General features: G+C 70.8%; 14 protein-coding genes. 5 read left to right on the top strand and 9 right to left on the bottom strand.

Annotation, left to right across the window (positions count from 1 at the left end):
- Positions 1–19 precede the first annotated feature (19 nt).
- A complete protein-coding gene (locus tag ACIBMZ_RS15470) occupies positions 20–1,591 on the top strand; it encodes a DUF6194 family protein (protein ID WP_396694103.1) in 1,572 nt (523 codons plus the stop codon).
- Positions 1,592–1,657: 66 nt separating this feature from the next.
- On the opposite strand, the gene ACIBMZ_RS15465 is transcribed toward ACIBMZ_RS15470, so the two are convergent.
- From ACIBMZ_RS15465 to ACIBMZ_RS15445, 5 genes are all read right to left on the bottom strand, one after another.
- Positions 1,658–2,344 (bottom strand): hypothetical protein, encoded by a 687-nt coding sequence (locus tag ACIBMZ_RS15465; protein ID WP_396694101.1) that lies wholly within the window; start codon positions 2,342–2,344, stop codon positions 1,658–1,660.
- Between the two features lie 147 nt (positions 2,345–2,491).
- A complete protein-coding gene (locus tag ACIBMZ_RS15460) occupies positions 2,492–4,132 on the bottom strand; it encodes an extracellular solute-binding protein (RefSeq protein ID WP_396694099.1) in 1,641 nt (546 codons plus the stop codon).
- 45 nt (positions 4,133–4,177) lie between these two features.
- Positions 4,178–5,101, bottom strand: coding sequence for a carbohydrate ABC transporter permease (locus ACIBMZ_RS15455; protein WP_396694097.1), 924 nt, complete (start codon positions 5,099–5,101; stop codon positions 4,178–4,180).
- Positions 5,098–6,075 carry an ABC transporter permease gene (locus ACIBMZ_RS15450; protein ID WP_396694095.1) on the bottom strand — a complete coding sequence of 326 codons (978 nt, stop codon included), beginning with the start codon at positions 6,073–6,075 and terminating at the stop codon, positions 5,098–5,100. Before ACIBMZ_RS15450 ends, ACIBMZ_RS15455 begins: the two co-directional genes overlap by 4 nt.
- Positions 6,072–8,450 (bottom strand): glycoside hydrolase family 3 N-terminal domain-containing protein, encoded by a 2,379-nt coding sequence (locus tag ACIBMZ_RS15445; RefSeq protein WP_396694093.1) that lies wholly within the window; start codon positions 8,448–8,450, stop codon positions 6,072–6,074. Before ACIBMZ_RS15445 ends, ACIBMZ_RS15450 begins: the two co-directional genes overlap by 4 nt.
- A gap of 295 nt (positions 8,451–8,745) precedes the next feature.
- On the opposite strand from ACIBMZ_RS15445, the gene ACIBMZ_RS15440 reads away from it, so the two are divergent.
- From ACIBMZ_RS15440 to ACIBMZ_RS15430, 3 genes are all read left to right on the top strand, one after another.
- Positions 8,746–9,774, top strand: a complete 1,029-nt coding sequence (locus ACIBMZ_RS15440; protein ID WP_396694091.1) for a LacI family DNA-binding transcriptional regulator — start codon at positions 8,746–8,748, stop codon at positions 9,772–9,774.
- A 20-nt stretch (positions 9,775–9,794) separates the two neighbouring features.
- The gene (locus ACIBMZ_RS15435; RefSeq protein WP_396694089.1) at positions 9,795–10,838 is read left to right on the top strand and encodes an acetylxylan esterase; all 1,044 of its coding nucleotides are present in this window, start codon (positions 9,795–9,797) and stop codon (positions 10,836–10,838) included.
- A gap of 263 nt (positions 10,839–11,101) precedes the next feature.
- Positions 11,102–12,526: an endo-1,4-beta-xylanase gene (locus ACIBMZ_RS15430; protein WP_396694087.1), complete on the top strand. Its 1,425-nt coding sequence runs from the start codon at positions 11,102–11,104 to the stop codon at positions 12,524–12,526.
- A 153-nt stretch (positions 12,527–12,679) separates the two neighbouring features.
- Here the strand turns inward: ACIBMZ_RS15430 and ACIBMZ_RS15425 are convergent, their stop codons facing one another.
- The 4 genes from ACIBMZ_RS15425 to ACIBMZ_RS15410 all read right to left on the bottom strand — a co-directional run bounded on the left by ACIBMZ_RS15425 (position 12,680) and on the right by ACIBMZ_RS15410 (position 17,286).
- Positions 12,680–14,281, bottom strand: coding sequence for an RICIN domain-containing protein (locus ACIBMZ_RS15425; RefSeq protein ID WP_396694085.1), 1,602 nt, complete (start codon positions 14,279–14,281; stop codon positions 12,680–12,682).
- 114 nt (positions 14,282–14,395) lie between these two features.
- Entirely contained in the window at positions 14,396–15,724 is a 1,329-nt protein-coding gene (locus tag ACIBMZ_RS15420) for a PHB depolymerase family esterase (RefSeq protein ID WP_396694083.1), read from the bottom strand.
- Positions 15,725–15,914: 190 nt separating this feature from the next.
- Entirely contained in the window at positions 15,915–16,085 is a 171-nt protein-coding gene (locus tag ACIBMZ_RS15415; RefSeq protein WP_162854384.1) for a hypothetical protein, read from the bottom strand.
- Between the two features lie 94 nt (positions 16,086–16,179).
- Positions 16,180–17,286, bottom strand: coding sequence for an L-dopachrome tautomerase-related protein (locus ACIBMZ_RS15410; protein WP_396694081.1), 1,107 nt, complete (start codon positions 17,284–17,286; stop codon positions 16,180–16,182).
- A gap of 209 nt (positions 17,287–17,495) precedes the next feature.
- On the opposite strand from ACIBMZ_RS15410, the gene ACIBMZ_RS15405 reads away from it, so the two are divergent.
- Complete coding sequence (locus tag ACIBMZ_RS15405) at positions 17,496–18,059, top strand: STAS domain-containing protein (RefSeq protein ID WP_396694079.1); 564 nt, start codon at positions 17,496–17,498, stop codon at positions 18,057–18,059.
- Positions 18,060–18,129 lie beyond the last annotated feature (70 nt).

Here is an 18,129-nt window from a genome sequence, read left to right as displayed (position 1 = left end):
CAGCGATACGGTCGATGGAATGACAGATCTCCTGGACCTGCTCCCCGTACCGCCGACCCTGCTCGCGCTCGGCGAACCGACACACGGCGAATCCGCCTTCCTCCAGATCCGCAACGAGCTGTTCCTGACGCTGGCGCAGCGCGGCTACCGGTCGATCGCGCTGGAGAGCGACCGGGCCGCCGGGCTGGTCGCCGACGAGTTCGTGCGGGGCTGCGCCACGGTGACCCTGGACCGCGCGCTCGCCGAGGGGTTCAGCCACGGGTTCGGTGACGCCCCGGCCAACCGGGACCTGCTGGTGCGGATGCGGGAGTACAACGCGGGGCGGTCGGCGGCCGAGCGCCTGACGTTCCACGGCTTCGACGCCCCGCTGGAGATCACCGGTGCCCCCAGCCCCCGCCGCTTCCTGCTCCGGGTCTGTGAGTTCCTGGGTCGGGACCGGACGGCCGAGATCGACGCCCTGGTGGGCGACGAGACCCGGTGGAGCGACCAGGAGGCGATCTGGGAACCGGGGCGGTCGGTGGGCGACACGCCCGAGGCGCAGCGCCTGCGGGTGCTCGCCGACGACCTGCTGACCGAGCTGTACCTGCACGCGCCCCGGCGGCCGGGCGGCTGGCGGGCGGCGTACGCGCAGGCCACGGCGGCGGTCGCGGTGCTGCGCTACCACGCGACGGCCGCCGCGCCACTGGGCCGGGAGGAGCGCTTCGCCCGGTTGGTGGCGGTCCGGGACGCGCTGATGGCGGAGAACCTGCTCGCGATCCGTGCGGCCGAGGCGGACCGGGGGCCCACCCTGGTCTTCGCGCACAACCGGCACCTGCAACGGGAGCCGGGCACCATGACGATGGCCGGTGTCGAGGTCACCTGGTTCAGCGCCGGTGCCATCGCCGGCTCGTTGCTCGGCGACGGGTACGCGGTGGTGGTCGGCAGCCTCGGCGTCAGCCCGGCGCTCGGCATCGGGACGCCCGAGCCCGCCTCCTTCGAGGCAGCCCTTCGCCGCGACGGCGACCTGCCCCGCTACGTCGCCGCCGCGACGGTGCGTCCCGCCGAGAAGCGGGCCCACGACTACCGTTACTTCCCGCTGGAGCAGGCGACCGTGGAGCACGCGGACGCGCTGCTGCACGTGCCGACCGGCACCGGCCCGGCGATGCTCGCCGAACGGATCCTGGCGCTGCCCGGCACCACGCAACTCGTGGCGGGCGCGGAGAACGGGGCGCCGGAGGGTGCCTGGGGCGACCGGTTCTTCTCCGTCGGCCCGGACCACCGGCGGCCGTTCGCCACCATCGTGGAACGTGACGTGCCCGGCTTCGACGAGGACTCCGGGCTCGACCGACCCGGTGTCTTCCGGCTCAACCTCGACGTGGGCCGGACCGAGTTCACGCGGTTGTTCGGGTTCCCGCCCGGCGACTTCCCGCAGCACCGGCACGAGTACGACCTCGCCCGGTTGGACACCGTGTTGCCGCATCCCGCGTACGCCCGGCAGGGCTTCGTCGGCATCGTCATGCCCGGCCCGCAGATGCTGCCCGAGATCGACCGGCTGCTGGCGATCGCGCACGCCCGCGCCGTCGCGCGTCGGAAGCGCTCGGGTGAGGTGTAAGGAGGGGACCCCTGCTATGCACGAGACGTTAGAAAGGTGCCCTTCCTTTCACGCACCCCGTACGAATCACGCACCCCGTACGAACTCCTCGCGGATGGCGTCGGTCATCGGCGCGGTGCCGCGGACCAACGCCAGCGCCAGCAGCGACCCCAGGGCCGCGGTCGCCGCCTCCGACGCGACCAGCGTCAGCGCGGTCGCCGCCACCAGCAACAACGCGGTACCGACCGCCACCACCGGGGTTCGGCTCACGAAGTAGGCGGCCAGCCGCAGCACGTCCCGCAGCCGGAACGCGAACAGCGAGGTGATGACCAGCGCGTTGACCCCGACCACGGCGACCCCGACCCCGACCGCCACCAGCGGCACCACCCACCAGCCGGGTACCCCGGCCACCGGCAGGTTGACCAGGTTCACCGCGATGATCGTCAGCCACACCAGCGTCGGCACCCAGACCAGCAGCGCACCGATCAGGTTGGCCCGGTAGCCGCGCCGGAACAGCCGCCCCGGGTGCAGGTCGGTCAGGTCGAGGCGTTGGTGGTGCAGCGTGTACAGCGCGGCGGACAGCGCCGGGCCGAGTGGCACCGCACAGAGCGCGACCAGCGGCAGGTTGCTCGGATGCCGTTCCAGCGCGAACAGGGCGACCAGGCCGGGCGCCGCGCAGACCAGCAGCAGCACCTCGACCACCAGCAGCGTGTAGACCAGCGCCGCACCCCGCGACAGCGGCCCGTCGCCGAACTCCCGCACCACGGCGCTCACGGCCGCTCCTGGCCGCGCAGGCGGCTCTCGTTCCCGTAGGGCGCGGTGTGGCCGACAACAGTGCTGCGCATCCTCGTCCTCGGGGGCTCGCGGGGGCGGGAGAGTGGCCGGTCCGGTCGCACCGACACGATCGGACCGGCCCGGGGGTCAGCCGTTGGCCTCCTTGTAGCGTTCGTACGCCTTGTTCGCCAGCTCGACGTACGCGTCCATGTTCTTGCCCTTCAGCTCCGCCAGGTAGGCGTCCCACTGGCCGAGGTCCCGCTGGCCGAGGACGAACTGGAGGGTGGCCTGGTAGACGTGGTCACGCAGCGGGGTCTCCCAGAGCGACACCTGCTCGCGTTCCTCGTCGTCGAGCGGGTACGGCGGCGGCGGTGACTTCGGCGTCCGGGCGTTCATCACCTGCTGGAACTCCTGCTCCTCGGGGGAGAAGAACGCCTGGACCAGCTCGGGCTTGCCACCGTAGGCGAACACGCCGTTGTAGAAGCCGAAGTCCTTCTGCAGGTGCTTGGGCGCGCTCGGGTTGAGGCCGATGACGTTGACGTCGGGGGCCAGGGTGGGTTTGCCGGAGGCGTCCTTGACGAAGGTGGTGCCCTCCACGCCCCACTTGGCGAACTCCTGGCCGGCGTCGGAGTACCAGAGCCAGTCGACGAACTGCATCATGGCCACGAAGTTCTTGCTGTCCCGCGCCTTCGACGAGATCATCATCCCGTTCTCCAGGCGGCTGGACGGGTTGATCTCACCGGCCGGCCCGACCGGCAGCGGGATCTTGGCGATCTTCGCCTTCGGGTTGGTCGCGGCCAGGTCCGGCCGGTAGTCGTTCACCACGGCCTGGGCGTTCGCGCTGATCACGAAGGACTTGCCGTTGGCGAGCTTCTGCCGGGCGGCGTCGTCGGTCTGGGTGAAGCTCTCCGGGTCGAGCAGCTTCTCGGCGACCAGCTTGTTGAGGTACTCCAGCACGTGCCGGTAGTGCTCGGTGGCGCCGGTGTACTCGAACTTCTGCGCCTGCGCGTTCCAGCTCATGTGCTGGAAGTTCCAGCCGGCCCCGTCCAGCCCGTGCGTGACGGCCAGCAGGTTGAGCAGGTTGCCGGCCGGGTTGGGCTGGCTCCACCGGTCGGAGAACGGGTAGACGTCCGGGTAGGCGGTCTTCATCGCCTTGAGCACGGTGTAGAGCTCGTCCCAGGTCTTCGGGATCTCCAGGTTCAGCTCCTCCAGGATGTCGGTCCGGATCGCCAGCGAGTAGTCGTGCCAGGGCTTCTCGTGCAGGCCGGGCAGCAGATAGAACTTGCCGTCCTGCTGGCGGAGCGTGTCGATCTCAGGCTTGAGGTTCCACTTCTCGATCTTCTCCTTGAGGTTCGGCATCAGATCGAGGTAGTCGCTGACCGGCAGGATCGCCCCGGAGGAGACGAACGTGTTCACGTCCGGCGGGTACGTCTTGGGAATCAGCAGCGGCGCGTCCCCGGCGCCGATCAGCAGGCTGCGCTTCTGGTTGTAGTCGCTCAGCGGCACCGCCACCGGTTCCAGCGTGACGTTGGTCCGGGAGGTCAGCTCGGACCAGAACAGCCAGTCGTTCTTCAGCGGGTAGTTCGGGTGGTTGTTGTAGAGGACGGAGAAGGAGATCGGTTCGGTGGCCGTGAACTGCGTACCGACCGCGTAGTTCTCCATCGCGCCGGCCCGGTTCTCCGACAGGTCCTGGTTGTCGGACGGGTCGTCGCCACAGGCGACGAGGCTGGAGGCGGTGAGCAGGGCGGCAGCGGCTATCGCCACCTGGCGCCACGATCTGCGGAGCATGGCGGTCCTTTCGGTGTGGTGGTGGGAGCAGGGGTGAACCGCTGGTCAGCCCTTGACCGCGCCGAGCATGATGCCCCGGACGAAGTACCGCTGGACGAAGGGATAGACCAGGAGGATGGGCAGGGTGGTGAGCACGATGGTCACGGACTTGAGGGTCGCCTCGGCCTGCACCTCGTTGGCCTCGGCGATCGCACCGACGTTCTCCGCGCCGGTGGCACCGGCGATCAGGTTGCGCAGGTACACGGTCACCGGCCACAACTCCTGTTGGTCCATGTACAGGAAGGCGGCGAACCAGGAGTTCCAGAAGGCCACGGCGTAGAACAGCACCATGGTGGCGACGATGGCCTTCGACAGCGGGAGCACGATCCGCAGCAGGATGCCGTACGTGTTCAGCCCGTCGACGGCGGCGGCCTCCTCCAGGTCGTTCGGCAGGCTCTCGAAGAACGCCTTCATCACCAGCAGGTTGAACACGTTGATCGCGTTGGGCAGCGCGATGGCCCAGACGCTGTTCTTCAGGCCGAGGCTGGTGACCAGCACGTAGTTGGGGATCAGGCCGCCGGAGAAGAACATCGTGAACACCGCGATACCGACCAGCGCACCGCGCCCCTTGAGGTCCTTCTTGGACAGCACGTACGCGTAGCAGGTGGTGAGCACGATCGAGATGAGCGTGGCGGTCACCGTGTAGACCAGGGTGTTGCGGTAGTTCGTCCAGAACAGCGAATCGGACAACACCAGGCGGTACGTGTCGACGGTGAACCCGCGCGGCACCAGGTTCACCTCGCCCGCGATGATGTACGCCTCCCTGCTCAGCGAGCGGGCCACGATGTTGACGAACGGATAGAGCGTCACCAGCACGACCAGCGTCAGCACGATCGCGTTGACCACCTGGAACGCCCGGTAGCCCCGGGACTGCCGGATGCCCCTGCGCCGACGGGGACGCGGTCGGGCGGCGGCGGGTTCGACGGTCACCACAGGCTCGTCCCCACCGTGCGACGCGCGATCAGGTTCGCCGACAGCACCAGGATCAGCCCGATCACCGCCTCGAACAGGCCGATCGCGGCGGCGTAGCTGAAGTTGCTGGACCCGAAGCCCATCCGGAACAGGTACGTGGAGATCACGTCGGCGGTCGGGTAGGTCAGCGGGTTGTACAGCAGCAGGATCTTCTCGAACCCGACCGCCATGAAGGTGCCGATGTTGAGGATCAGCAACGTCACCATGGTCGGCCGGATCCCCGGCAGCGTGACGTGCCAGGTCTGTCGCCAGCGGTTCGCGCCGTCGATGCGGGACGCCTCGTACAGGTCCTCGTCGATGGTGGTCAGTGCGGCGAGATAGAGGATGGTGCCCCAACCGACGGTCTGCCAGACCTCGGAGGAGATGTAGATGGTCCGGAACCACTCGGGGCGTTGCAGGAACGGTACCGCCTCGCCACCGGCGGAGGTGACCAGTGAGTTCACCGTGCCGTCCATGGCGAGCAACTGCATCACCATGGCGGCCACGATCACGATCGACAGGAAGTGCGGCAGGTACGACACGGACTGCACGAACCGCTTGAGTCGACGCGCCCGGACCTCGTTGAGCAGCAACGCCAGCACGATCGGCAGCGGGAAGCAGAACAGCAGCGTCAACCCGCCGAGCACCAGCGTGTTGGTGAAGACGTTCCAGAACGTCGGGTCGGTCAGGAACATCTTCACGTACCGCAGCCCGACCCAGTACTCGCCGAAAATGCTTCCGCCGGGCTGGAACCGGCGGAACGCGATCACGTTGCCCAGCATCGGCAGGTACCGGAAGATCAGGAAGAACAGCAGCGGCAGGATCGCCAGCGAGTAGAGCTGCCAGTCCCGGCGCAGCGCCCGCCGCCAGGTGCGTCGGGCCGCGCGTGGCGGGCCGGGCGGGCGCGCCGGTGGGTCGGGGGCCGGTGCGGTGACCATGGCCGGGGCACTCATCGCCGACCCCGGGTGGCGGGGGCGACCCGGGCCCGCGAGACCAGTTCCCGCTCGGGGCCGACCTCGCGTTCGGTGCCGACCAGCCGCAGCGCCAGGCGCGCCACCGGGTCGCCGCTGGAGCGGGCCAGCCGCAGCTCGACGTCGCCGGGCTCCACCACGCGTCGGCCGCGCAGCCCGGTGAAGGAGGCGACGTCGGCGGGGACCTCGAAGGTGACCCGGGCCGCCTCGCCCGGTCGCAACGGCACCCGCGCGTAGCCGACCAGGCGTACCACCGGTCTGGTGGTCTGCGCGACCGGATCGTGCAGATAGAGCTGGACCACCTCGGTGCCGGCCCACGAGCCGGTGTTGCGGACCGTGACGCCGACCGTGGCGGTGCCGTCCACCGGCCACGACGTGGGTCCGTCCTCGTCGGCACCGGCCACCGTGGCGTCACCCCACTCGAAGGTGGTGTAGCTCAGGCCGTGCCCGAACGGGAACGCGGGTGTCGGATCCACCGACGACACCTGCGTGCGGTGGCCGAGCGGAGGGGAGAGGTACGTGCCGGGCAGGCCGCCGCCGTGCCGGGGCACGCTGACCGGCAACCGCCCGGACGGGTTGACCTCACCGGTGAGCACCTCGGCCAGCGCCTGACCGCCGAGTTGCCCGGGGAAGAACGCCTGCACGACGGCGGCGGCGTCGTCCATCTGCGCGCCGAGCGCGTACGGTCGGCCGGAGAGCACCACCAGCACCACCGGTGTACCGGTGGCCAGCACCGCACGGACCAGCTCGGCCTGCACGCCGGGCAGGTCGAGGTCGACGGCGTCGCAGCCCTCGCCGGAGGTGCCCCGGCCGAACATGCCCGCCCGGTCGCCGACCGCCAGGACGACCACGTCGGCCTCGGCGGCGGCCTGGACCGCCGCCGCGATGCCGGAGGTGTCGTCACCGGTGACGGCGGTCCCCGGCAGGTACGTCAGGCGCGGGTGGCGCTGCTGGAGGGCCGTACGCAGCGACGGGATCTCCACCCCCACGCCGTGCTCGGGATGGTGCACCCCCACGTGCAGCGGGAACGAGTAGCAGCCGAGCATCGCCATCGGGTCGTCCGCCACCGGGCCGATCAGGGCCACCTGCCGCTCGGCGGCGAGCGGCAACACCCCGTCGGAGTTGCGCAGCAGGACGACGGACTGGCGGGCCAGCCGCAGCGCGACGGACCGACCGGCCTCGTCGTCCAGGCGCAGCTCGTCGACGTCGGCCGGCAGCTCCTGCCAGTCCTCGTCCAGCAGCCCCAACTCGATCTTCTGGATCAGCACCCGGCGCAGCGCACGGTCGACGAGCGCCTCCGCGACGGCACCGGAGCGGACCGCCGCCACCAGCGGGGCACCGTACGCGTCCACGGTGGGCAGTTCCACGTCGATGCCGGCGCGCAACGCCAGACCGGCGGCGTGCCCGGCGTCGGCGGCCACCCCGTGCAGGCTCTGCAGGAAACGGATGGCGAAGTAGTCGGCGACCAGGACCCCGGTGAAGCCCCACCGGTCGCGGAGCAGCCCGGTCAGCAACTCCTCGTCGGCGGCCACCGGCACCCCGTCGATCTCGGCGTACGAGTGCATGACCGAGCGCGCGCCGCCGAGCCGCAACGCCATCTCGAACGGCGGCAGGATCACGTCGGCCAGTTCCCGGCGCCCCATCGGCACCGGCGCCAGGTTGCGCCCACCCCGGGAGGCCGAGTAGCCGGCGAAGTGCTTGAGGGTCGCCACCACCCCGGCCCGTTCCAACCCCCGCACGTACGCCGCGCCGACGGTCCCGACCAGGTACGGGTCCTCGCCGATGGTCTCCTCGGTGCGTCCCCACCGGTAGTCGCGGGTCACGTCGAGCACCGGGGCGAGTCCCTGGTGGACGCCGGCTGCCCGCATCGACCGGCCGATCCGGTCGGCCATCTTCTCGACCAGCTCTGGGTCGAAGGCGGCGCCCCAGCTCAGCGGCGCCGGGTAGACGGTGGCCCGCCAGGCGGCGAAGCCGGTCAGGCACTCCTCGTGCACCTGCGCCGGGATGCCGAAGCGGCTCGCCGCGACGATCTGCGCCTGCGAGGCGGCCAACGACCGGGCGCCGAGGACCGGGTCGACCGGCGCGGTGCCGAACGGCCGGGTCAACTGCCCCAGGCCGTGCCGGATCGCCTCGGTCCAAGGGGGAGTGTGCTCGACCATGTCGGTCTGGTGGGGCGCGACGCCCTCGCCGGAGGCGTCGGCGCCGACCCAGAGGCCGACCAACTGGGCGACCTTCTCCTCCAGCGACATCAGCGGGATGAGCGCGTCGGCCCGCTCGTCGGGGCGCAGGGCCGGGTCGCGCCACCGATCCTCGTCCGGTGACGTCAATCGATCGTCGACAGGTAGCTGACTCGTCATGCGAACCCCTCTGGCCGCACCGGGCAGGTCGTCTCGGCAGGCCACATGGACGCCGCTGCGGACGGCGATTCTCGAAATTTTCGGAAACCAGTTCGTCACCTGTGTCGGGAACCTAAGGCTGTCGATGGAGTGTGTCAAGGGTCCGTGAAGCGACTGCCCACACGGCACCGACAGTGCAGGCAAGCGATTTCCGACCGTTCGTACTTCTCGCCACCACATCGACTGGCGTCGTCGCCATCGCCGGGATCCCATGCTATGGTTCCCCGAAATTTTCGGGATCTTTGCAGAGGGCCGGATGACGGAGAACCGATCGCCGGACGTGCTCGGCTCCACCACCATCGCGACCATCGCGCGGGAGGTGGGGGTCTCTGCGGCGACCGTCTCGAAGGTCCTCAACGGCCGGTCCGACGTCGCCGCCGGTACCCGGGCGCGGGTCGAGGCCAGCCTGGAGCGCCACCGCTATCGTCGACGCGCCCGGCGGTCGTCCGGCGAGGGACAGATCGAGCTGGTGTTCCACGAGTTCGGCTCGGACTGGGCCCTGGAGATCATCCGCGGGGTCGAGGCCGTCGCCGCCCTGCCCCCGGTCAACCTGGTGCTCTCCCAGCTCGGCGGCGCGCGTCGACCGCCGCCGTCGTGGGTGGACGCGGTGCTCGCCCGGCGTCCGCTCGGCGTCCTGCTGGTCATGTGCAACCTGACCGACCAGCAGCGACGACGCTTCGACCGGCAGTCGATCCCGGTGGTGGTGATCGACAACGACAGCGCCAGCGCCGCCACGGTGCCGGCGGTCGGCTCGAACAACTGGAACGGCGGCCTGCTGGCCACCCGACACCTGCTGGAGCTCGGCCACCGGCGGATCGCGATCATCTCCGGTCCACCCGACGTGCTCTGCGCGCGGGCCCGGACGGCGGGGTTCCGCTGCGCGCACGAGGAGATGGGCGTACCGATCGCACCCGACCTGGTCCGGTTCGGCAACTTCCACCTCGACGCCGGCTACACCCACGGCATGCAGTTGCTCAGTCGTCCGGACCGCCCGACGGCCGTCTTCGCCGGGTCGGACCTCCAGGCGATGGGGGTGCTGCGGGCCGCCCGGCAGCTCGGCCTGGACGTGCCGGGCGACCTGTCCGTGGTCGGCTACGACAACCTGCCCGTCTCGGCCTGGATCGGTCCCGCGCTGACCACCGTCAACCAGCCGCTGCGCGACATGGCCGGAACGGCGACCCAGATGCTGCTCGACCTGGCGCGCGGCGTCGCGCTGCCGACCAGCCGCATCGACCTGGTCGCCGAGCTGATGATCCGCGAGAGCACCGCCCCACCGCCCACCTGAGCCACCCGCTGTGAGGTGCCATGCCCCTGTTCGACCTGCCCCTCGACGAGCTGCGGCGGTACGCCCCGGCCGTGGTCGAGCCCGCCGACTTCGACGCCTTCTGGCGGGACACCCTGCACGCGACGGCGGCGACTCCGGTGCTGATCGACGTTCGAGCCGAGCCGACCGACCTGCGTCTGGTCGACACCTGGGACGTCACGTTCGCCGGTTTCGCCGACGAGCCGGTGCGGGCCTGGTACACCCGGCCCGCCGGGGTGGACGGGCCGCTGCCGGTGGTGGTGGAGTACGTCGGCTACGGGCGCGGCCGGGGCCTGCCGCACGAGCGTCTGACCTGGCCGGTCGCCGGGTACGCGCACCTGCTGATGGACGCCCGGGGACAGTCCGGCCAGTACGGCCTGGGTGACACGCCCGACCCGCACGGCGCGACGCCCGGCGGGCCGACGCCGGTGACCCGGGGCATCCTGGCGCCGGAGGGCTACTACTACCGGCGGCTGCTCACCGACGCGGTCCGGGCCGTACACGCCGCCCGTGCCCTGCCCGGCGTCGACCCGGCGCGGACGGTCGCGGCCGGCAACAGCCAGGGCGGTGGTCTGGCGCTGGCCGTCGCCGGGCTGGTGCCCGACCTGGCCGCGCTGATCACCACCGCGCCGTTCCTGTGTCACGTGCAACGGGCCATCGAGATCACCGACGCCGCGCCGTACGGCGACATCGTCAGCTATCTGGCCGTGCACCGGGAGGCGGAGGCGGCGGTCCGGCGCACCCTGTCCTACGTCGACGGGGTCGCCTTCGCCCGGCGGGCGCAGGCGCCCGCGCACTTCGGGATCGGGCTGCGGGACACCGTCTGCCCGCCGAGCACCGTCTTCGCCGCCTACAACCAGTACGGTGCCGGCACCGGCGGCCCCGCCCCGCAGCGGAGCATGCACGTGTACCCGTTCAACGGCCACGAGCACGGCGACGCCACCCACGTACGTCGGCAGATGCGGTGGCTCGCCGACCTGTTCTCCGGGTCGGCGGACCGGTCCGGTGCACCGAAACTTCCGGAGTTGTCGGTCGGGACCGGCTGACGCCCTGGCCACAGGGTTATCCCGCGGCGAGGTGCACGCAGGTCCGGCTCGGATGTGTCGAAAGTGTGTCGGTGCGCGTTGAGCTTTCAGACGTGTTTCGATACTGTTTTCGATACAACAGCCTCGATCTACTCATGGTGGCGGGCTGCAGGCACCGACCGGCGCGGCTCACGGGCATCCGCGCAGACGGCGGGAGCCACCATGTTTGGGCAGTAGTCGGGGCCGGCTTCCATCAAGCACGGCTTCGTCGAAAGGCTCATGCCATGAACAACGCCTTCGCCCGCGGCAGCGGGCGTCCGGCTCCCCGACTGCGGCCACGCATCGCGTTGGTCTCGGCCGCCGTCGGTCTCGCCCTCATCTCCACCAGCGTGGTGGTGGCCTCCAGCGCGAGCGCCGCGACCACCCTGGGTGCCTCGGCCGCCGAGAAGGGCCGCTACTTCGGCGCGGCCGTGGCGGCGAACAAGCTCTCCGACTCCACCTACGTCGGCATCCTCAACCGCGAATTCAACTCGGTGACCGCCGAGAACGAGATGAAGATCGACGCGACGGAGCCGCAGCAGGGGCAGTTCAACTTCGCCAACGCGGACCGGATCGTCAACCACGCCATCTCGCGCGGCATGTCCGTCCGGGGGCACACCCTGGCCTGGCACTCGCAGCAGCCCGGCTGGATGCAGAACATGTCCGGCACCCAGTTGCGTAACGCGATGCTGAACCACGTCACCCAGGTCGCCACCTACTACCGGGGCAAGATCCACTCCTGGGACGTGGTGAACGAGGCGTTCGCCGACGGCAGCAGCGGCGCCCGGCGCGACTCGAACCTCCAGCGCACCGGCAACGACTGGATCGAGGCCGCGTTCCGCGCCGCCCGGGCCGCCGACCCCGGTGCCAAGCTCTGCTACAACGACTACAACACCGACGACTGGACCCACGCCAAGACCCAGGCCGTCTACCGGATGGTCCAGGACTTCAAGCAGCGCGGTGTGCCGATCGACTGTGTCGGCCTCCAGTCGCACTTCAACGCCAACTCGCCCTACCCGGGCAACTACCGCACCACGCTCTCCAGCTTCGCCGCCCTCGGGGTGGACGTGCAGATCACCGAGCTGGACATCGAGGGTTCCGGCACCTCGCAGGCGAACGCGTACCGCGGCGTGGTCACCGACTGCCTCGCCGTCGCCCGCTGCACCGGCATCACGGTGTGGGGCATCCGGGACACCGACTCGTGGCGTTCCGGCGGCACCCCGCTGCTCTTCGACGGCAGCGGCAACAAGAAGGCCGCGTACAACTCGACGCTGGAGGCCCTGAACGCGGGCGGCACCACCCCGCCGCCCACCACCACTCCGCCGCCGACCACTCCGCCGCCCACGACCCCGCCGCCGACCACCCCGCCGCCCGGCGGATCCGGCTGCACCGCGACCGTGTCGCTGAACTCCTGGACCGGCGGATTCGTCGCCACCGTCCGGGTCACCGCCGGCTCGACCAGACTCAACGGCTGGGCGGTGACGGTGGCGCTGCCGGGCGGCAGCACGGTGACCAACACCTGGAACGCCCAGGGCAGCGGCACCAGCGGCAACGTGACCTTCCGCAACGTCAGCTACAACGGAACCGTCAACGCGGGTACCACCACCGAGTTCGGCTTCCAGGGCAACGGGACCGGCCCGACCGCCACCCCCACCTGTACCGCGAGCTGAGATGAAAGGAAGGGTCCCCTGCTAACGCCTCGTGCATAGCAGGGGACCCTTCCTCACGCCGCACGCCGCATACCGCACGCCGCATACCGCACGCCGCCGACCGCGCCCGGCGCACCGGGCGCGGTCGGTGCGCCGGGCGCGGTCGCGCGGGTGTCAGCAGCGGCTGATGCTCGCGTTGGAGAGCGTGACGTTGCTGATGGTCAGGTTGGTGGCGCAGGGGTTCTCCACGATCCGGTTGTTGGCCAGCGTGAAGTTCCGCAGGGTGATGTCCCGGTTGCCGGGGAACTCGGCACGGGCCGCCAGGCGGACCTCCCCGCCACCGCTGATGGTGCCGCCGCCCGCCGCGATGTCCACGCCGGTGCAGTTCTCGATCAGGACGGCGTTGTTGCCGGTGTTGGCGATGTCCACCCGGTTGATCGCCGTGCCGCCGGACTCCGAGACACAGAAGACACCCCGGCCTCCGCCGCGCGCCCGGACCGTGCCGACCCGGATGTTGATCGGGTACGACGAGCCGATCCGACCCGCGCGGTTGGCGACCCGGAAGGCGGCGTAACCGGTACCCGTACCGGCGTTCTCCGCGTCCACCGTGGTCACCGTGGCGTTGATCGTCTCGTTGAGCAGCAGACCCGACTCGCCGACGTTGCGGGCGGTCACCGTGCCGATGGTCAGCCCGTCCACCCCGTACGTCTCGACCGCGTGGGACCGGGCGCCGGAGACGTACACGTTGTCGATGCGGATGCTGCGTGACCACTGGCTGGTGTCGCCCCGGTTGTCGATGCGGACGCCCAGGCCGCCGGAGAGCCGCATGTCGATCTGCCCGAGGATCACGTTCGTCACGTTGCGCATGAAGATGCCGTACAACGGGGCGCCGGTGACGCTGAGGTTCTGCACCTCGACCTGGGTGGTGCCGCGGGAGTAGATCGGTGCCTGGTCACCGGAGCCTGAGCCGGTGACGTTGATGGTGCCGCACACGTCGATCGTGGTGTAGCTGGGCAGCGAGATGCGCGAGCCCGCGCTGATCGTGCCGGAACCCCGGACCACGACCCGCTGTTTGCTGGTCCGGCCGGCGCTGAGGCTGTTCACCGCCGCCTGCACGGCGGCACGCATGTCGGTGCCGGTGTAGACCGTGCTGCCGCCGTTGCGGGCGGTCCAGGTGCCACCGTTCAGGACTGCCTCGGCCTGGAACGCGCCGGTGCCGCAGCCGCTGGAACCGCCGAGGACCACCAACTGCCACTGCTGGTTGGTGCCGCCGACGTCCTGGTACTGCGAGATCATGCCGCCGTCGGCGGTGGACCACTCCCACACGTCCAGCGCCTTGTTCGAGTGCCGGTTGACGAAGCGGACGTAGCCGCCGTCGGAGTCGGCCAGCCGGAAGTGCTGCCGGTTGTTGCCGCTGACCGGCGTGTTCTGCACGAGTTGGACGCCGTCGTTGGCGTTGGGCAGTTCGAGGACCTTGCCGCTGTGCACCGAGCGGATCTGGTAGTAGCCGTTGCCCGCGTCGACGAAGCGCCACTGCTGCACCGCCGCGTCGTTGCGGGTGAACTGGTTGACCGGGGCGTTGTCGGCGGTGGACCAGTTCCACACGTCCATCGCCTTGCCGCTGTGCCGGTTGACGAACGCGTACGTGGCGTTGGGGTCCACGGTGGCGGCCCGTGCGGCCGGCGCGGTGACCGTCTCGGCGGTGCCGAGGAGCACCAGCGCGGCGACGACCACCAGGCCGAGCCGTGGTCGTCCCTTCGTTGTCCTGAGCAGCATGCGGTTCCTCCGGGGTGTGGATCGGTGGTGGTCGGTTACGACGCGGCGACGCCCGCGCGGACGTGGACCGCGCGGGCGCCGCCGCCCGGTGGCGAGGGGTACGCCGGTCCGGGGTCAGGCGATCGCGCAGGGCGTGGCGTTGAGGGTGAAGGCCGACGGTGCGGCGGTGTTGCCGCCGTGGGTCGCCTGGAAGCCGATGGTGACCGAGGCGTTCGGGGCGATGGTGCCGTTGTAGGCGGCGTTACGGGCGGTCACCGCACCCGACGACGGGGCATAGGTGGCGTTCCAGCCGCCGGTGATGGTCTGCCCGCCGGGCAGCGTGAAGGCCAGACTCCAGCCGTCGACCGGGGTCGGGCCGGTGTTGGTGATCGTCACCGAGGCGGTCAGCCCGGTGTTCCAGGCGTTGACCGTGTAACCCACCCGGCAGCCCGTACCCGGCGGCAGGGTCGGGGTCGGCGGCACGGTCGGGGTCGGCGGTGGGGTGGTGGGGGTGGTCGTCGGCGTCGGGGTGGTGGTCGGCGGCGTGCCGTCCAGGCCGAAGAACCGCAGCGCCCCGGCGGCGTCGACCGGCAGGTTGTGCGACACCCCCTGCATGCTGATCGCCTCGACCGGCGCGGTGCCGCCGCTACTCCCGTAGCGGGTCCGGGTGTAGCCGGCCTGCGGACTGTCGGTCGCGGTCGGGGTCTGGCTCAGCCCGTGCACGTTCGTCCACTGTTTGACCTGCTCACCGAAGTTCGGATACCGCAGGATGTCGTCGTTGGTGCCGTGCCAGATCTGCATGCGCGGTCGCGCTCCGGTGTAGCCCGGGTACGCGGCCCGCACCAGGTCACCCCACTGCTGCGGGGTACGCGTCACCTGCCCGTTGGCGCACTCGCTGTTCCACTCCGAGCCGTTGGTGGTGGCGAAACAGCCGAACGGTACGCCCGCGAAGGCCGCACCGGCGGCGAACACGTCCGGATAGACCCCGAGCAGCACGTTGGTCATCATCGCGCCGGACGAGACACCGGTGACGAAGATCCGTGACGGGTCGACCGGGTAGCGCTGCCGGACGTGGTCCACCATCGACATGATGCCCACCGGGTCGCTGCCGCCACCCCGGCGCAGCGCCTGCGGCGAGGAGACGTCGAAGCACTGGCTGCTGCGGGTCACCGACGGGTAGACCACGATGTAGCCGTACCGGTCGGCCAGCGACGCGAACTGGGTGCCGGAGTGCAGGGCCGGGCCGCTGCCGGTGCAGTAGTGCACCGCGACCAGCAGCCCCGGCCGGGGTGCGACCCGGTCCGGCACGTAGAGGTACATGCGCAGGTTGCTCGGGTTGGTGCCGAAGTTGGTGACCTCGGTCAGCGTCGCTGCCGAGGCGGGGGTCGGGATCGACAGCGCGGCCAGCGCCGTCAACGCGATGGCCGCCAGGGCGGCGCAACACAGTCTGATCGCCGTTCTCATCGGGGCGTGTCCTCCGGACGGGGTGCGGACAGGGCTGTTCCGATCGAGGGCTGCCCGGTGCCCATGGTCGTCCGGCTCAAGGAACATCGATGATTATCAGTTGGCGGGGTGGCGGGTGGCAAGCCGCCGCGCTGTCGACCCGACCCGGCTGACGGTCGCCGTCAGCGCCGCCGGGCAGGGGTGCCCGTGCTCACTGCTCGTCGTCGACCACGTCGGTCTCGCCGTCGTGCGAGAACAGCGACGGCAGATGCTCGTCGGGCTGTGGTGCCTGCGCCGGGTCGTGGTGCGGGTCGCCGTCGGGGGAGAAGAGCACCTGGTCGGTCTTCGCGGTCTTCTCGCGTTCTTCCTCCGGCTCGGTCACGACCCGCTCCTCCGCTCGTGGGCGTTGCTCCTCGACGCTACGTGCGGTCGGCGGCACGTCAGGGTGGGCGGTGCCGCCGACCACCCGAACGAGGTCAGGGCCGCAGCAGCACCGGACCGGCGTCGATCCGGGTGCGGAACAGCGCGTACGGCTTGCGGCGCAGGTCCCGTCCCCGGTTGAACGGCGGTTGCCGGTGCACCTGGTTGGCGATCACGTACAGGTGTCGGTCGACGGCCACGCTCAGCGTGTCCGGCCAGAGCAGCCGCGCGTCGTGCACCACGGTCTCGTACCCGCCGTCGGGTCGTCGGCGCAGCACCGCGTTGTGCTCGTAGTTGGTGAGGTAGAGGCGTCCGGCGTCGTCGGACTCCAGCCCGTCGGCGCCGCCGCCCTTGTCTCCCTCGTCGACCACGCTCGCCGCCACCGCCGCGTCGTCCAGGGTGCGGTCGGCCAGCGCGTCGGTGGCGACGCTGTACCAGCGGCGGGTGGCGAGGGCGCAGTAGTAGAGCCGGGCCCCGTCGGCGGAGATGGCGATGCCGTCCGCACCGACGCCCACCGGTTGCGGCGGGCCGTCCGGCGGCCGGACCAGGAACGGGCGGCCCTCGACCACCGGGCGGAAGTCGGCCAGCGGTGCGGCCTTGGTCGACGGGTGGTCGTTGAGTCGGCGCCACGACTCGCCGCTGGCCAGGTCCACCACGATCAGCGCGTTCGGCGCCCCGTCGGCGGAGTCGGTGAGGTACGCCAGACCCGCCTCGCCGCGCCGCAGGTCGAAACGGACGTCGTTGAGGTACGAGGTGGGCAGTGCCACGTCGGGCGGGAACGTGATCACCTGGGCGACCCGGTCGGTGCGCAGGTCGATGCGGACCAGCTTCGGCCCGCCCGGTTCGGTCGGTTGGAACATCGGGCTGCCGGTGTCGAGCGCCCAGAGCCGGTCGGCGGGGTCGACCACGACGCTCTGCACCGACACGAAGGCGGAGGGGTCGTCGTTGCCGGACGGGGTGTTCCACGCCCGGTCGGGGTAGGCGACCTCGCGTCCGCGCCGCAGCTCGACCACGGTCGCGGGCACCTCGTCACCCCAGCGGGGGAAGTTGACGAAGATCCGCCCCCGGTGTGAGACGGTGACCCCGGTCGGCATCGGGCCTCGGAACCGGTGCACCACGTCCAGCGTGCCGACCGGTTCGTCGGTGGGTAGTCCGTTGCGCATCTGCGACCTCCCGGAAGATCCCGGCATCGGTTGATCTCTCTATATCAATCATTGCAAATCGGGCAGGGGGTTCGACACCTCGCGTCAGCCATCCGACCCACCGACGGCCGGAAATCCATTCGTCACGCAACCGTCATGCGTCCGCGCGGTACCCGCCACCTGCCGTCGGCAGGGTGGGTCAAACCCCTCCGTGTGGAAAGGAGCGCGCTATGGCCGTCGGACTGGACGACCACCTGGTCACTCTGACCTGCGACAACTGCGGTGACATCGTCACCGGGTCGGGTGCGCCCTCGGGCGGCGAGGTGGTGTGGACGCTGCTCTCCGAGCACGGCTGGAGCGGCTCCCCGCTCGCCGACGGTCCGCACCGATGCGCCCACTGCACCCGACTCGGCCCGGCCTCCGACGGCGTACCCGGCGGCGTCACCGGCATCGAGCACCTCGACGGCGTGACCGTGGTGACCATCGCCGGTGACGTCGACCTCGACACCGGCGACGCCCTGGAGTTGGCGTTGCGGCACGCGACCGACATGGGCGGCCACGTGATGGTGGACCTCGGCCGCACCGACCTGATCGACTCCACCGCGCTGGGACTGCTCGTCCGGGCCCACCACCGCCTCGCCGAGCGTGGCGCGGCGCTCTGTGTGGTGACGAGGTCGCCGCTGATCCGTCAGGTGCTCCAGGTCACCCGCCTGGACGAGGTGTTCCCGCTCGTCGAGACCCGCGCCGACGCCTTCGCCCGGCTCGGCGGCGCTGCCGCCGACTCCGCCCACTGACCGGAGACCGACCCGGTCGCGATGCCCGGTCCCGTTCGCCGATCGGCGGGCGGGACCGTCGTCGTCTCCG

Origin of the sequence: Micromonospora sp. NPDC049900 (genome assembly GCF_044461025.1) — a bacterium.
Classification (GTDB): Bacteria; Actinomycetota; Actinomycetes; order Mycobacteriales; family Micromonosporaceae; genus Micromonospora.
Note: the sequence above shows the minus strand (reverse complement) of the source record. Positions and strands in the feature narration are given on the sequence as shown.

What these genes read in the sequence shown, in the direction of transcription:
- ACIBMZ_RS15460 (WP_396694099.1), bottom strand. Translation starts at nt 4,132, where the DNA reads ATGCTCCGCAGATCGTGGCGCCAGGTGGCGATAGCCGCTGCCGCCCTG.
- ACIBMZ_RS15440 (WP_396694091.1), top strand. Translation starts at nt 8,746, where the DNA reads ATGACGGAGAACCGATCGCCGGACGTGCTCGGCTCCACCACCATCGCG.
- ACIBMZ_RS15470 (WP_396694103.1), top strand. Translation starts at nt 20, where the DNA reads ATGACAGATCTCCTGGACCTGCTCCCCGTACCGCCGACCCTGCTCGCG.
- ACIBMZ_RS15420 (WP_396694083.1), bottom strand. Translation starts at nt 15,724, where the DNA reads ATGAGAACGGCGATCAGACTGTGTTGCGCCGCCCTGGCGGCCATCGCG.
- ACIBMZ_RS15425 (WP_396694085.1), bottom strand. Translation starts at nt 14,281, where the DNA reads ATGCTGCTCAGGACAACGAAGGGACGACCACGGCTCGGCCTGGTGGTC.
- ACIBMZ_RS15405 (WP_396694079.1), top strand. Translation starts at nt 17,496, where the DNA reads ATGGCCGTCGGACTGGACGACCACCTGGTCACTCTGACCTGCGACAAC.
- ACIBMZ_RS15435 (WP_396694089.1), top strand. Translation starts at nt 9,795, where the DNA reads ATGCCCCTGTTCGACCTGCCCCTCGACGAGCTGCGGCGGTACGCCCCG.
- ACIBMZ_RS15430 (WP_396694087.1), top strand. Translation starts at nt 11,102, where the DNA reads ATGAACAACGCCTTCGCCCGCGGCAGCGGGCGTCCGGCTCCCCGACTG.
- ACIBMZ_RS15450 (WP_396694095.1), bottom strand. Translation starts at nt 6,075, where the DNA reads ATGAGTGCCCCGGCCATGGTCACCGCACCGGCCCCCGACCCACCGGCG.
- ACIBMZ_RS15410 (WP_396694081.1), bottom strand. Translation starts at nt 17,286, where the DNA reads ATGCGCAACGGACTACCCACCGACGAACCGGTCGGCACGCTGGACGTG.
- ACIBMZ_RS15445 (WP_396694093.1), bottom strand. Translation starts at nt 8,450, where the DNA reads ATGACGAGTCAGCTACCTGTCGACGATCGATTGACGTCACCGGACGAG.